Raw genomic sequence first — 14,777 nt, 5'->3', positions numbered from 1 at the left:
TCGGGCGTCAATGGGAGGCGCTCGACGGCTGGCGATCGTCACCGTCACCCCGCGACCCAGTTGACCCAATTGATCATCGGTGTCGGGTAGAGCCCCAGCAGGATCACCAGGGTGGCGACGCCCAGCACCACCATACCGCCGGCGCGCTCGGCCCAGTCGTGGGTCGCATCGCGGCGCTGCATGCCGGGCTCGTGCAGGAACAGGGTCACCATCACCCGCAGGTAGTAGTAGAGCCCGATGGCGCTGCCGACCACTACGCTGCCGACCAGCCACCAGCGATGCGCCTCGACCCCGACCGCGATGATGTAGAACTTGCCGATGAAGCCGGCGGTGAACGGAATCCCCGCCAGCGACAGCATCGACACCGTCATCACCGCCGTGAGGTAGGGCCGCCGCCAGAACAGGCCGCGATAGTGGTGCAGCGGACTGGCATCCGCCGTGCCGCCGGTGGCGATGTAGGGGCTCGACACCAGGGTGACGACGCCGAACGCGCCGAGCGTGGTGAGAACGTAGGTGACCAGGTAGATGCCGACGGTCTCGACCGCCAGCCCCTGGTTGACCACCAATGCCACCAGCAGATAGCCGAAATGGGCGATCGACGAGTAGCCCAGCAGGCGCTTGAGGTCGTTCTGGGTCAGCGCCAGCAGGTTGCCCACCAGCATGGTGATCACGGCGATGAAGCCGAGCAGGTCGTGCCACCAGTTCTCGTGGAAGGCCAGCGTCGACTGGAACAGTCGCAGCAGCACCAGGAACACCGCCACCTTGCTGGCGGTCGCGAGAAACGTCGTCGCCGGCCCGGGGCCACCCTGGTAGACATCCGGTGTCCACAGGTGAAAGGGGACGATGGAGAGCTTGAACGCCAGCCCCACCAGCAGCAGGCCGGCACCGGCCAGCAGCCAGGGGTCGCTGCCGCGAGCCGATAGCGCCGCCCCCAGTTCGGCGAAGTCCAGCGTGCCCGTCACCGCGTAGAGCAGCGCCATGCCGAACAGCAGGAACGCGGTCGCCGCCGCCGACAGCACCATGTACTTGATGCCGCTCTCCAGCGCGCCACGGTCCCGGAAGGTGTAGGCGAGCATCCCGAACAGCGGCATCGACAGCAGCTCGATGCCGAAGAACAGCGTCGTCATGTGACGCGCCGAGACCAGCACCAGGCCGCCGGCGGCGGCGCTCGTCAGCAGCAGATAGAACTCGTCCCGCGGCCCTTCGTAGCCTTCGAGGTAGTGGTGGGCCAGCGTGACGCAGGCCAGCGTCGACATCAGCACCAGCACGCCGCCGAAGCGGGAAAGATCGTCGACCACCAGGACCGAAGTGACGTCGACCGAACCCAGCGTCCAGCCGAACAGCAGCGCCAGCAGTGCCGCATTGAGGCCGACGGCGGTGAGAATCGCGCTCAAGGCGTGATTGCGTTTCCAGGCGATCGAGAGCATCACCACGATCACGGTCAGGCAGACCAGAATCAGCGGGGAAATGGCGAGCAGGGTCGTCAGGACACCATGATTGGCGACATCGCTCATTGGGCACCTCCCGTCATCGCCGCGGCTTGCTGAACGCTCTGCTGTACCACCTGCATGGCCCCGGCCGAGGTATCCAGCAGCGGCTGGGGATAGATGCCGAAGAACACCACCAGCGCGACGATGCCGAACAGCAGTATCGTCTCGCGCCGGTCGAGGCCGGCCAGCGGCGTCTCCTCCACCGGCGGTCCGTAGTAGACCCGCTGCATGATGAACAGCGAGTAGACGGCGGCCAGGATCAGGCCGGCGCTGGCGATCACCACCACCCAGGGTGCCACGCCGAAGGCACCGAACATCACCATGAACTCACCGACGAAGTTGGCGGTGCCGGGCAGGCCCAGCGACGCCGCCACGAACACCAGCGCGAACCCCGGCAGGCCACGGATACGCCCCCACAGCCCCCCCATCTGGCGCATGTCGCGAGTGTGCAGTCGCTCGTAGAGCTGCCCGGAGAGAATGAACAGCCCGGCGGCGGAGAAGGCGTGCGCCACCATCAGCGCCACCACGCCCTGCAGCGCCAGTTCGGTACCGGCATAGATACCGATCAGGACGAAGCCCATGTGGGAGATGCTGGTGTAGGCGATCAGGCGTTTCAGATCCTGCTGGCCGCAGGCCAGGATCGCACCGTAGAAGATACCGATCAGACCCAGCGTCATCGCCACCGGCGCGAACGCCTGGGAGGCCTCCGGAAACAGCGGCAGCGCGAAACGCAGCATCCCGTAGGCCGCCGTCTTGAGCAGAATGCCGGCGAGATCGACACTACCGGCCGTCGGCGCCTGGGCGTGGGCATCCGGTAGCCAGCCGTGCAGCGGCACCACCGGCAACTTGACCGCGAAGGCGACGAAGAAGCCGAGCATCAGCCACCAGGCCGTGGTCTCCGATAGCGGCGTGTTCAACAGATCCGCATAGGCGAAGGTGTACTCGCCAGTCGCCCCGTGATGCGCGAACACCAGGCCCAGGATGGCGATCAGCATCAGCAGGCCGCTGGCCTGGGTGTAGATGAAGAACTTGGTCGCGGCGCCGATGCGCGAACTGCCCTGGGAGCCGCTGTGCCCCCACAGCGCGATCAGGAAGTACATCGGTACCAGCATCATTTCCCAGAACAGGAAGAACAGGAACAGGTCGATGGCGAGAAAGACCCCGACCACCCCGCCCAGGATCCACAGCAGGTTGAGGTGGAAGAACCCGACCCGACGGACGATCTCCTTCCAGGAGCAGACCACCGCCATGGCACCGAGCAGGCCGGTCAACGCGATCATCAGCAGCGACAGGCCGTCGATCGCCAGATGCAGTTGAATGCCGAAGCGCGGAATCCAGTCCGCCTGCCACTCCAGCGTCCAGACGCTGGCGGCGCCCTCCGCCGGCAGCTGAAAGTCGCTGCTGACCCAGAGCCCCAGCACCATCACCAGTTCCAGCAGCATGGTGCCCAGCGCGATCCAGCGAGGCGCCTGGTCGCCAAAGCGTTCCGCCTGCCAACAGAGCAGGCCGCCAATGAAGGGGATCAGTATCAGCCAGACCAGAGTCATGAATCAGCCATCCGCGATAGAGTGAATTCCGTTGGCGCCCGAGCTGGGGTCATCGGGGCCTCGACGCCGTGTAACCTGTCTGCGCGCATCTCGTCAGCCCACCAGCAGGAAGACGAGCAGCAGCGTCGCTCCCAGCACCATCGATACGGCGTAGTGACGCATCAGGCCCGTCTGCGTCGTGCGCAGCCCCTGATGGGAAGCCCGGGCCAGCCACGGCAGAATGTTGCACAGCGAGTTGATCCAGTCGCCCCGGTTGACCCGGACCACGCCCTGGTAAGGACGCACGAACAGCCAGTCGTAGAGCGCATCGAAGCCCCAGGCGTTGTGCCAGAACGTCCACAGCCGGGCGCCGCGCGGGTCCGCCATGCCACGGCGGATCAGGTCGCGCCGGCGCTTGAACAGCCAGCCCGCGAACAGCACGCCGCCGACGGCCACGACCATGGCGGTGAATTCGAGGATATGGACTCCCAGGCCCTCGGCGACCGGGCCGGGCGGCAGCACTTCGTCCAGCGGCGGGGTCAGCTGCGCGCCGATGGCCGTCGACATCACGATCAGCACCACCAGCGGTATGCCATGCACCAGCCCCTTGCCAGCATGGGCACTGCGGGCGTTGTCGCTCTTGGGCTTGCCGTGGAAGGTGCCGAGGATCAGGCGCACGGTATAGATCGATGTCAGCAGCGCGCCAAGCAGCCCGGCGAGCATCAGCACGCCATGGCCGGAAGCGAGTGCCGAGACGAGGATGGCATCCTTGCTGTAGAAGCCCGCCGTCACCAGCGGCAGGGCCGCCAGCGCCGCCCCGCCGACGATGAACCCGGCGTAGGTCAGTGGCAGCTTGCGCCACAGCCCACCGAGACGGCGCATGTCCTGCTCGTGATGGGTGCAGATGATCACCGAGCCGGCGGAGAGGAACAGCAGCGCCTTGAAGAAGGCGTGGATCATCAGATGGAAGATCGCCGCATCGAACGCGCCGACACCCAGCGCCAGGAACATGTAGCCGATCTGGCTCATGGTCGAGTAGGCGAGCACCCGCTTGATGTCGGTCTGCGCCAGCGCCGCGAAGCCTGCCACCAGCAGGGTCAGCGCACCGACCACCCCGACCAGCAGCAGTACGTCCGGCGCCATCAGGAAGATGCCGTTCATCCGCGCGATCAGATAGACACCCGCCGTGACCATGGTCGCCGCGTGGATCAATGCCGACACCGGCGTCGGGCCCGCCATGGCGTCCGCCAGCCAGGTGTGCAGCGGCAGCTGTGCCGACTTGCCCACCGCGCCACCGAGCAGCATCAGCGCCGCGAGCTGTGGCATCAGACCGCCCTCGGTCCAGATCTCCGGTGCCCGCGCCAGCAGCGTCTGCAGGTTGAGCGAGCCGAGCTCGAGGTAGAGCAGGAACATACCGATGGCGAGGAAGACATCGCCGGTACGGGTGATGACGAAAGCCTTGAACGCCGCCCAGCCGTTGGCCGGCGTGCGGTAGTAGTAGCCGATCAACAGGTAGCTGCAGAGCCCCACCCCTTCCCAGCCGAAGTAGAGCAGCAGCAGGTTGTCTCCCAGCACCAGCAGGATCATGCTGAACACGAACAGGTTCATGTGACAGAAGAAGCGGGTCACGCCATCCTCGCCACGCATGTACCAGGCCGCGAACAGGTGGATGAAGAAACCGACGCCGGTAATCACGCCGAGCAGGGTCAGCGACAGGCCATCCAGCATCAACCCCACGGTCGGCTGGAAATCGCCCACGCTGATCCAGTGCCACAGGGTCAACGTCTGCGCCGACTTGCCCTGGTCGTAGAAATCGATGCCGACCCACAGCGTGCACAGTGCCGCCAGGCCGATGGAGGCGACGCCGACGGTCGCGCTGGCTCGCTCGGAGAGACGCCCGTACGACAGCGCCAGGATCAGCGATCCCAGTAAAGGAAAGACGAACGTGAGTGTCAGCAAGACATCGTGAAAAGTGGTCATCCGCGCAACCTGCTAGCCGCATCGATATCGAGAGTCTTGAAGCGCCGGTAGAGCTGCATCAGCAGCGCCAGACCCACGCTCGCCTCTGCCGCCGCCAAGGTGATGATCATCAGGAACATGACCTGACCATCGGCCTGCTGCCAGTGGGTCCCGCCGACAATGAACGCCAGGCCGGCGGCGTTCATCATGATCTCCAGGCTCATCAGCACGAACAGCATGTTGCGCCGCGTCATCAGTCCTGCCAGCCCCAGCACGAACAGAATCGCCGCCAGCCACAGGCCGTGCTCTACCGGAATGCCCGTCATGCCTTGCCCTCCTGCGCATCGCGACGCGCCTCGCGAGTGGGGTTCGATGTCTCGCTGGTCGACGCCTGGTCGTTCAGCTCACGCTGGCGCTCGCGGGCGAGGTCGGCTTCATCGTGCGCTTCACTGCGCCCCAGGTGAGACGCCGCCACCAGCGCCGCCAGCAACAGCATTGCCGCCAGTTCGACGATCACCAGATAGGGGCCGAACAGCGATATGCCGACCATCTTGGCCGTCAGCGTCTCGCCGCTGATGGTGCCGTCATAGTCGCCGCTGGCCAGCGTCACCACCATCACGACAAGCAGGACCGCCGTCAGGATCGCCGGGCCCATCCACGCTCTGGGCTGGAGCCAGGCCCGCTCCTGTTCCACCGCCGACTCGCCCAAGTTGAGCATCATTACCACGAACACGAACAGCACCATGATCGCGCCGGCATAGACGATGATCTCCAGCGCCCCGGCGAAGGGGGCGCCCAGGGCGAAGAACACCATCGCCACCGCGATCAGCGACACGATCAGATAGAGCAGCGCATGGACCGGATGGGTGCCGGTCACCACGCGGAGGGTGGCGAGAATCGCGACCAGCCCACTCAAGTAAAACGCGATTTGCATGCTTCTCTCTCCCCCATCAAACAGCTCCTGGCCGCTACCGTCTCTCGACGATACCGGCTGACGTATACCACTCACGGCATCAGCGACTTGACGTCGATGGGTTCGGCCTCGTTCTGCGCCTCGCCCTTGTCCTTGCCGGCAATCGACAGGCCGGCCACGCGATAGAAGTTGGTGTTGTGGTCCTTGCCCGGGCCATCGATCAGCAGGTCCTGCTTCTCGTAGACGAGCTCCTGTCTTCGGAACTCGCTCATCTCGAAGTCCGGCGTCAACTGGATCGCCGAGGTCGGGCACGCCTCCTCGCACATCCCGCAGAAGATGCAGCGAGAGAAGTTGATGCGAAAGAATTCTGGATACCAGCGACCATCCTCCTTCTCACCCTTCTGCAACGAGATGCACGCCACCGGACAGGCCACCGCGCACAGGTTGCAGGCCACGCAGCGCTCCTCGCCGTCCGGGTCGCGGGTCAGCACGATTCGCCCGCGATAGCGCGGCGGCAGGTAGACCTGCTCCTCCGGATACTGCAGCGTCTCGCGCTTGCGCCAGGCGTGCGAAAACACCATCCACAGCGTGCGCAGTTGCGTGCCGGTGCCGGACACGATCTTCCGGATCTGACTCAGCATGGTCGCTCTCCCTTACACGCCCGGGTCGATGAGCAGAATCATCGCCCCGGTGATCAATAGATTGACGAGTGTCAGCGGCAGACACACCTTCCAGCCGAAGCTCATCACCTTGTCGTAGCGCGGCCGCGGCAACGCCGCCCGCAGCAGGACGAACAGGATGACGAAGAACACCGTCTTGAGCAGGAACCAGACGATCGGCGGCAGCAGCGGCCCGTGCCAGCCGCCGAAGAACAGCGTCACCAGCAGCGCCGAGATCAGCACGATGCCGATGTACTCGCCGACGAAGAACATGCCCCATTTCATTCCGGAATATTCGATGTGATAGCCGTCGGCCAGCTCCTGCTCCGCCTCCGGCTGATCGAACGGATGGCGGTGAGTCACCGCGATACCGGCGATGACGAAGGTGCAGAAGCCGAAGAACTGCGGCACGATGAACCAGACGTTCTCCTGAGCGTTGACGATGTCACGCATGTTGAACGAGCCGGTCATGGCGACGATACCCATGACCGCCAGGCCCATGAAGACCTCGTAGGAGAGCGTCTGGGCGGAGGCACGCAGGGCGCCGAGCAGCGCATACTTGTTGCTGCTGGCCCAGCCGGCGAACAGCACCGCATAGACGTTGATGCCGGCCATGGCAAAGAAGAACAGGATGCCGATGTTGAGATCCGCCACCCCCCAGCCGGGCGTGATCGGGATCACCATGAACGACAGCAGCAGCGAGGCCATGGCGATCGCCGGCGCCAGCACGAAGAAGGTACGGTCGGCGAACGGCGGGATCCAGTCCTCCTTGAAGAAGATCTTGAGCATGTCGGCGGCGATCTGCAAAAGCCCGAAAGGCCCGACCCGGTTGGGGCCGTAGCGATCCTGCCACAGCGCCAGCAGGCGCCGCTCGATCATGCTCAGCAGCGCCCCGGAAACGACCACGACCAGCAGGATGACCACGGCCTGGACCATGGCGATCAACGTCGCCTCGACTTGCGGCGTCCACCAGCTCATGGGCGCGCCTCCCCGGCCGACGCCTGGCTCTCGTGCTCCGCTTTCGCGACCTGCCCCCAGCGCATGACGCCTGGCGTCAGTCCTCCGGTGACTTCCTGGATCGCGCCGCTGGGCAGGCCGACGACACCTGGCGGCAGACCGGCGCTGAGTCTCGCCGGCAGCTTGAAGCGCGTGCCATCGACAGCGATCGAGACCGCATCGCCGGCACCGATACCCAACCCCGCGGCGTCGGCCTGGTTGAGTGCGACCTGGGGCGGCGCCATGCGCTCGCGGATCGGTTCGGCGCGGCGCGACATGTCGTCGCCGCCGAACAGCTGGGGCAGATCGATCACCTGCCATTCGCCCTCGCGCGGTTCGAACGCGGCAGGGATCTCGCTGCAGTAGTCGCCACCGGCGGCGGTCGTGAACAGCCGCTTGCCCGGGTCGCCGGCGCGCAGGTGGCCGCCGACTTCGTCCTGGAACTTGTTCCAGGCCTGCGGGGAGTTCCAGCCCGGCGCCCAGGCGAAGGCGACCTCCCGGCGCGGCTCGCGATAGCCGGAATAGCCCTCCATCGAGAACGCGAAGGGGGTATCGAGATCCACCGGCGCCCGCGGCTCGTTGACGTTGAGATTGGCACGCATGGCAGTACGGCCACTGTAGCGGTGGGGCTCGCGGGCCAGCTTCAGGCCGTGGATGCGAAACATCGCCTCCGGCGTATTCTGGTGCAGCGGCGCCAGGGCGGGAGCATCCTCGGCAACGGCCTGGGTCAGGTCGTCGAGCAGGATGGTCTCCATCGGCTGGCGCTCCAGCGTGGCGTGAAGCGCGTGCAGCCAGCGCCAGCTCTCGCGAATCCGGGTGTCCGGGCGCATGTAGCTGGGGTCGAAGACCTGGTAGAACCGCTGGGCACGGCCTTCCAGGCTGACCAGGGTGCCGTCGCTCTCGGCGAAGGTACCCGCCGGCAGGCCGACGTCGGCGCGCTCCCAGGTCGGCGTCCGCTGGTGGTCGACCACGACGACCGCCGCGGCCCGCCCGAGCGCGCTGTCCACGCGTGACGCAGGCAACCGGACATAGAGGTCGTTCTCCAGGATCACCACACCGTCGGCGTCGCCCTGCTCGAGCTGGGCCATCGCCCAGTCGAGGGATTCGCCACCCAGCAACCCGAGCCCGACGCTATTGGCCTCGCGGCGAACGAGGGTCAGGCCGGCATCCGAACGCTGGCGCCGGCCGAGCGCCCGAGCGATGTTGCCGACCGCTTCCAGGATCGCCATCGAACCCAACGACTCGCCGGCAATGACCAGCGGCTTCTTCGCCGCCAGCAGGGTATCGGCGATGCGCCCGGCCAGCTGCGACGTCTCTTCGTCGAGACCGTCGACGACCGGCGCGGTGGAGTCGAGGGCGTGCGCCACGGCGAACCCGAGCCGGGCGATATCATCGGGCGCGAGTCGCCCGGCATGGGCAGCGATGCCGTCGAGCTTGGTCGCGTCCGGCGTAGCCAGGAACAGCGGATGGCCGGCATCCTGGGCGATGGTCTTGACCGCTTCGGCGTTCCACTCGGGGATGCCGCGCTCGGCGCCCAGCTCGGCACCCTTGCCGCGCACCGCCTGGCGCACCGACAACGCGACGCGGGCGGCGCTCTGGATGAGGTCTTCACCCAGCACCAGGATCGCATCGCACTGCTCGATCTCGCGCAGGCTCGGCGTGGCCAGCCCCGCCTCGCGGTTGAGCGCTTCCATCCGCCGGATCCGCGCCAGCTCTCCGGCCTCGATACCGGTGGAGAAGTTGGCCGCGCCGACCAGCTGACGCAGCCGATGGTTGCTCTCCAGGCTGGCCCGGGGCGAGCCGATGCCGATGATCCGCTTGGCGCCACGCAGGCGATCCGCAGCCAGATCGAGCGCTTCGTCGACTTCCATCGTCCGGGCTTCACCCCCGCTCTCCCGGCACTCGGGGCGAGTCGGCCGATCCTTGCGGTTGACGTAACCGTAGCCGAACCGGCCACGGTCGCAGAGAAAGTAGCCGTTGACGTCGCCGTTGTAGCGATTCTCGATCCGGCGAATGTCGCCGTAGCGCTCGCCGGGGCTGATATTGCAGCCGCTGGCGCACTGGTGGCAGATGCTCGGTGCGAACTGCAGATCCCACTTGCGGGTGTAGTGATCGGAGTGGGTCTGGTCGGTGAACACCCCGGTCGGGCAGACCTCGGTGAGGTTGCCGGAGAACTCGCTCTCCAGCGTGCCGTCGGTGACGCGGCCGAAGTAGACGTTGTCGTGGGCGCCGAAGGCCCCCAGGTCCTCGCCACCGGCGTAGTCCTGGTAGAAGCGCGTACAGCGGTAGCAGGTGATGCAGCGGTTCATCTCGTGGGCGATGAACGGCCCCAGGTTCTGGTTGCGATGGGTGCGCTTGCGGAAGCGGTAACGACGCCGGTCGTGGCCGGTCATCACCGTCATGTCCTGCAGGTGGCAGTGGCCCCCTTCCTCGCACACCGGGCAGTCGTGGGGGTGATTGACCATCAGGAACTCGATCACCGTCTCGCGGAAGGCCTTGGCCTCCTCGTCGGCGATGGAGATATAGGCGTCATCCTTCACCGGCGCCATGCACGACATCACCAGCATGCCGCGGTCGTCGTCGGCATCCTTGTACTGCTTCACCGCGCACTGGCGGCATGCGCCGACGCTGCCCATCGCCGGATGCCAGCAGAAATAGGGGATATCCAGTCCCAGCGAAAGGCAGGCGTGGAGCAGGTTGTCGCTGTCTTCGACTTCGTAGTCGTTGCCGTCGACGTGAATAGTGGCCATGGCGTCGAACTCCTCCTACACGCTGCCGACCGGGATCGGGTCCGCGTGCGCCTCACCCTCGGGTCGGGTGATGCCGCGCTCGAACTCGTCACGGAAATAGTGGATCGCGGATGCCAGCGGCATCGCCGCCCCCGGCGCATGCGCGCAGAAGGTCTTGCCCGGTCCCAGGTCGCGGGCCATCTGCTCGAGCAGCTCGATATCGCCAGCCTGGCCCTCGCCCGCCTCCAGCGCCCGCAGCAGCTTGACGCTCCACGGCAGGCCGTCGCGGCACGGCGTGCACCAGCCGCAGGATTCGCGGGCGAAGAACTCCTCCAGGTTGCGGGTCAGTGAGACCATGCTCTGGTTGTCGGCGACCACGGTCAGCAGCCCTGTTCCCATGCGGCTGCCGGTCTTGCCGATGGTGTCGAAATCGAGCGCCAGCTCCAGGTGTTCGGGCAGCAGGAAGCCGGTACTGCCACCGCCGGGCAGCCAGCTCTTGAGGGTCAGGCCGTCACGCATGCCGCCGGCGAGCTCAAGGATCCGGTTGCCGGTGGTACCCATCGGCAACTCCCACAGCCCGGGATTGTTGACCTTGCCGGAGACCCCATAGAGCTTGGTGCCGCCGTCGCTGCTGAGATCGCCGGAGAGCGCCTGGAACCAGTCGGCGCCATGATTGACGATGCCCGGCACGTTGCACAGCGTCTCGACGTTGTTGACCACCGTCGGCAGCCCCCAGGCGCCGGACTGGCCGGGAAACGGCGGTTTGGCTCGCGGATTGGCACGCTTGCCCTCGAGCGAGTTGATCAACGCGGTCTCTTCCCCGCAGATATAGCGCCCGGCACCGGTGTGCAGGGAGATATCGAAATCCCAGCCGCTGCCGCGCACGTCCGGACCCAGCCAGCCATCGGCGCGGGCGTCGGCCAGGGCACGCTGGATCGAGGCGGCCGCCAGGTGGTACTCGCCGCGCAGGAAGATATAGCCTTGTTTCGAGCGGTTGGCGTAACCGGCCAGGATCATGCCCTCGATCAGCAGGTGCGGCTGCTGCTCCATCAGCAGGCGGTCCTTGAAGGTACCCGGCTCCATCTCGTCGGCGTTGCAGACGATATAGCCGCGCGGCGCGTCGCCGCCCTTGGCGGTCAGGCTCCACTTCATGCCGGCGGAGAAACCCGCGCCGCCACGGCCGCGAAGATTGGCGCCCTTCACCTCCTCGGTCAGCGACTCGTAGGTGTACTGTTCCAGCGCCTTGGTGACCGCGGCATAGCCCTGGGTGTCGAGATACTCCTCGAGCAGCACCGGCGACTGGTCGTCGTGCAGGCGCCAGGTCAGCGGATGGGTCTCGGCGCGGCGTTCGCCGGCGGATTGCAGAATGCGACTCACGACTCGCCCTCCCGCATCAGGTTCTTGATCGTCATGCGTACGCCTCCAGCAGTCGGGGGATCTCGTCCGGGGTCACCGGACCGTGCAGTTCCTCGCCGATCAGAATCGTGGGCCCGCGATCGCAGGCACCGAGACAGCACACCGGCAGCAGGGTAAAGCGGCCATCTGCGGTGGTCTGGCCCATCTGGATACCGAGATGATCGATGAAGGCGTCGCGCAGCTGCTCATAGTCGGTAAGAAAGCACGAGCTGCTGTCGCAGATCAGGATGACGTGACGGCCGACCGGCTGCCGGAAGATCAGGCTGTAGAAGGTCGCCACGCCCTCGACGTCGGCGACGCGAATGCCCAGCGTCTCGGCGATCGCCGGGATCGCGCCATCCGGCACGTGGCCGTGGCGCTTCTGCACGATCTTCAGTGCCTCGATGCTCGCCGCCTGCGGATAGGGGTAGTGCGCCCGCTCCTCGAGAATCGCCGCGCGGTCGGCGGGGTCGAGGACGAAACCGTCGCTGGCGATAGTCGTCCCAATGGTCGCGGTAGTAGTCATGATGGCTGCCTCATCGGTCCACGTCGGCCATGACGAAGTCGATACTGCCCAGGTGCGCGATCAGATCCGGCACGAACCCGCCGCGCATGACGGCGGGGATCTGCTGCAGATGCGGAAAGCTGGGCGTGCGAATGCGTGTCCGGTAGCTCATGGTGCTGCCGTCGCTGGTCAGGTAGTAGCTATTGATGCCCTTGGTCGCCTCGATCATCTGCATCGACTCGGCGGCCGGCAGCACCGGCCCCCACGAGACCTGCAGGAAGTGGGTGATCAGGGTCTCGATGTGCTGCAGCATCTTCTCCCGCGGCGGCGGCGTGGTCAGCGGATGGTCAGCCTTGTAGTCGCCAGCCGGCATGTGATCGATGCACTGCTGGAGAATGCGCACGCTCTGGCGCATCTCCTCGATCCGCATCATGCCGCGATCGAAGGCGTCGCCGTTGACGGCGGTGGGCACCTCGAAATCGAAATTCTCGTAGCCGGAATAGGGGCGCTTCTTGCGCAGGTCGAAGTCGAGCCCGGTGGCGCGCAGGTTGGGACCGGTGACGCCCCACTCCAGCGCCTGCCGGGTATCGAAAGCGGCGACGAAGCGGGTGCGGTCGCGCACGATGGCGTTGTCCATCATCGCCTTCTCGTACTCGGCCAGGCGCTTGGGCATCCAGTCGACGAAGCCCTGCACCAGCTTGTCCCAGCCCTTGGGCAGATCATGGGCGGTGCCGCCGATGCGATACCACGCCGGGTGCATGCGGAAACCGGTGATCGCTTCGATCACCTCGTAGGCCTTCTGGCGGTCGGTGAAGGTGAAGAAGACCGGCGTCATGGCGCCCAGATCCTGTAGATAGGTCCCCAGGAACAGCAGGTGGCTGTTGATGCGGAACATCTCCGCCATCATCACCCGGATGGTCTTGGCGCGGTCGGTGACGGTGATCCCGGCCAGCTTCTCCACCGCCAGCACGTAGGGCAGGTTGTTCATCACCCCGCCGGTATAGTCGATACGATCGGTATAGGGGATGAAGCTGTGCCACGACTGGCGCTCGGCCATCTTCTCGGCGCCGCGGTGGTGATAGCCGATGTCCGGCACGCAGTCGACCACCTCCTCGCCGTCGAGCTGCAGCACGATGCGGAAGGCGCCGTGGGCCGAGGGGTGGTTGGGCCCGAGGTTCAGGAACATGAACTCGGTCTCTTCGCCCTCGTGCTTCATGCCCCAGGCCGCGGGATCGAAACGCAGCGCCTCCTGCTCCACCTCCTGGCCCTTCACCGTCAGCGTGTAGGGGTCGAATTCGGTGGCGCGGGCGGAGTAGTCCTTGCGCAGCGGATGACCGGTCCAGGTCGGCGGCATCATGATCCGGGTCAGATGCGGGTGGCCGCTGAAGTGGATGCCGAAGAGATCGAAGACCTCGCGCTCGTACCAGTTGGCATTGACGAAGATGTCGCTGATCGAGGGCAGCGCCAGGTCTCGCTCGTGCAGCGCCACCTTGATCATCAGGTCGGCGTTCCGCTCCACCGACAGCAACTGGTAGAAGACGGTGAAATCGGATGGCGGCAGGCCGCGGCGATGGGTCCGCAGGCGCTCGTCCACGGCGCTCAGATCGAAGAGCATCGAGAACGGACCGGTCACGCGCCGCAGAAAGCCGAGCACATCTCGGAGTTGTTCGCGAGCGACCCAGATGACCGGCATGCCGGTCAGCGTCGCCTGCGGCGTAAAGGCGGCCTCGCCGAACTGGCGCGCCAGTTCGTCCATGACGTCGGGTTGACCGGCGGCATGGGAGGCGCTGGAAGTCGTCGCGCTCTCGTTTCGAGAATCATCGGCTGCGGTCATGGTCTGGCGGCCCCCGGGTGCAGAATCAATGGTCGAAAACGACCACAAGGATCAATGGCAGTAACGATCGACGTGGACGACCGGGCTAGATGCCATCGGGGGTGCGCAGCTCCTTGACCGCAATGCGCCTGTCGCGATGCTTTTCCCGCTGCGACGGCATCTCGGCACGATAGACGCCCTGGTCCCCGACCACCCAGGAGAGCGGACGACGCTCCTCCTGAATCGAGTCCTGCAGGAGCTGAAGACCTTGGAGAAACGCTTCGGGGCGCGGCGGGCAGCCGGGCACATAGACATCCACGGGCAGGAACTTGTCGACCCCCTGGACCACCGAATAGATGTCGTACATGCCGCCGGAGTTGGCGCAGGAACCCATCGATATGACCCACTTGGGCTCGAGCATCTGGTCGTAGAGCTGCTGGATGACGGGCGCCATCTTGATGAAGCAGGTGCCGGCAATGACCATGAAATCGGCTTGGCGTGGCGAGGCGCGGATGACCTCGGCCCCGAAACGGGCAACGTCGTGGGGCGCGGTGAACGCCGTGGTCATTTCCACGTAGCAGCACGAGAGCCCGAAGTTGTAGGGCCACAACGAGTTCTTGCGCCCCCAGTTGACGGCCGAGTGAAGCACGTCCTCGAGCTTGCCCATGAAGACGTTGCGATGAACCTGCTGTTTCATCGGATCATCGACGATCTCGCGCTCGCCGAGTGGGTAACGATCAGCCGAGGAATCGCCTCCCTCCGCACGGGTCAGGGTGTACTGCATAGTGGGCC

General features: G+C 65.9%; 12 protein-coding genes. All 12 read right to left on the bottom strand.

All coding sequences use genetic code 11. The features are described 5' to 3' along the window. Positions 1 to 44 precede the first annotated feature (44 nt). The 12 genes from nuoN to AAGT95_RS07335 all read right to left on the bottom strand — a co-directional run bounded on the left by nuoN (position 45) and on the right by AAGT95_RS07335 (position 14,769). Positions 45 to 1,514, bottom strand: coding sequence for an NADH-quinone oxidoreductase subunit NuoN (nuoN, locus tag AAGT95_RS07390; protein ID WP_110597767.1), 1,470 nt, complete (start codon positions 1,512 to 1,514; stop codon positions 45 to 47). Further along, positions 1,511 to 3,037 (bottom strand): NADH-quinone oxidoreductase subunit M, encoded by a 1,527-nt coding sequence (gene nuoM / locus AAGT95_RS07385; protein ID WP_110707128.1) that lies wholly within the window; start codon positions 3,035 to 3,037, stop codon positions 1,511 to 1,513. The genes nuoN and nuoM overlap by 4 nt, the downstream gene beginning before the upstream one ends. A 93-nt stretch (positions 3,038 to 3,130) precedes the next feature. Further along, positions 3,131 to 4,996, bottom strand: a complete 1,866-nt coding sequence (gene nuoL, locus AAGT95_RS07380; protein ID WP_342596054.1) for an NADH-quinone oxidoreductase subunit L — start codon at positions 4,994 to 4,996, stop codon at positions 3,131 to 3,133. Next, the gene (gene nuoK / locus AAGT95_RS07375) at positions 4,993 to 5,301 is read right to left on the bottom strand and encodes an NADH-quinone oxidoreductase subunit NuoK (protein WP_110597770.1); all 309 of its coding nucleotides are present in this window, start codon (positions 5,299 to 5,301) and stop codon (positions 4,993 to 4,995) included. The genes nuoL and nuoK overlap by 4 nt, the downstream gene beginning before the upstream one ends. Further along, positions 5,298 to 5,909, bottom strand: coding sequence for an NADH-quinone oxidoreductase subunit J (gene nuoJ / locus AAGT95_RS07370; RefSeq protein ID WP_110707130.1), 612 nt, complete (start codon positions 5,907 to 5,909; stop codon positions 5,298 to 5,300). Before nuoJ ends, nuoK begins: the two co-directional genes overlap by 4 nt. 71 nt (positions 5,910 to 5,980) lie before the next feature. Continuing rightward, positions 5,981 to 6,529 (bottom strand): NADH-quinone oxidoreductase subunit NuoI, encoded by a 549-nt coding sequence (gene nuoI / locus AAGT95_RS07365; protein WP_110707131.1) that lies wholly within the window; start codon positions 6,527 to 6,529, stop codon positions 5,981 to 5,983. Between the two features lie 12 nt (positions 6,530 to 6,541). Then, positions 6,542 to 7,525: an NADH-quinone oxidoreductase subunit NuoH gene (gene nuoH / locus AAGT95_RS07360; RefSeq protein ID WP_110707132.1), complete on the bottom strand. Its 984-nt coding sequence runs from the start codon at positions 7,523 to 7,525 to the stop codon at positions 6,542 to 6,544. After that, positions 7,522 to 10,293, bottom strand: coding sequence for an NADH-quinone oxidoreductase subunit NuoG (nuoG, locus tag AAGT95_RS07355; protein WP_342596053.1), 2,772 nt, complete (start codon positions 10,291 to 10,293; stop codon positions 7,522 to 7,524). Before nuoG ends, nuoH begins: the two co-directional genes overlap by 4 nt. Positions 10,294 to 10,308: 15 nt before the next feature. Continuing rightward, positions 10,309 to 11,649 (bottom strand): NADH-quinone oxidoreductase subunit NuoF, encoded by a 1,341-nt coding sequence (gene nuoF, locus AAGT95_RS07350; protein WP_342596052.1) that lies wholly within the window; start codon positions 11,647 to 11,649, stop codon positions 10,309 to 10,311. A gap of 31 nt (positions 11,650 to 11,680) precedes the next feature. Continuing rightward, the gene (gene nuoE, locus AAGT95_RS07345; RefSeq protein ID WP_342596051.1) at positions 11,681 to 12,193 is read right to left on the bottom strand and encodes an NADH-quinone oxidoreductase subunit NuoE; all 513 of its coding nucleotides are present in this window, start codon (positions 12,191 to 12,193) and stop codon (positions 11,681 to 11,683) included. 10 nt (positions 12,194 to 12,203) lie between these two features. Beyond that, positions 12,204 to 13,928, bottom strand: a complete 1,725-nt coding sequence (nuoC, locus tag AAGT95_RS07340) for an NADH-quinone oxidoreductase subunit C/D (protein ID WP_342596521.1) — start codon at positions 13,926 to 13,928, stop codon at positions 12,204 to 12,206. Positions 13,929 to 14,091: 163 nt separating this feature from the next. Further along, positions 14,092 to 14,769 carry a NuoB/complex I 20 kDa subunit family protein gene (locus AAGT95_RS07335; protein ID WP_110597778.1) on the bottom strand — a complete coding sequence of 226 codons (678 nt, stop codon included), beginning with the start codon at positions 14,767 to 14,769 and terminating at the stop codon, positions 14,092 to 14,094. Positions 14,770 to 14,777 lie beyond the last annotated feature (8 nt).

The sequence above is a fragment of the Salinicola lusitanus genome (genome assembly GCF_038648475.1).
In the GTDB taxonomy this organism is placed as follows: Bacteria; Pseudomonadota; Gammaproteobacteria; order Pseudomonadales; family Halomonadaceae; genus Salinicola; species Salinicola lusitanus.
This window is presented reverse-complemented; position numbering and strand designations above follow the sequence as displayed.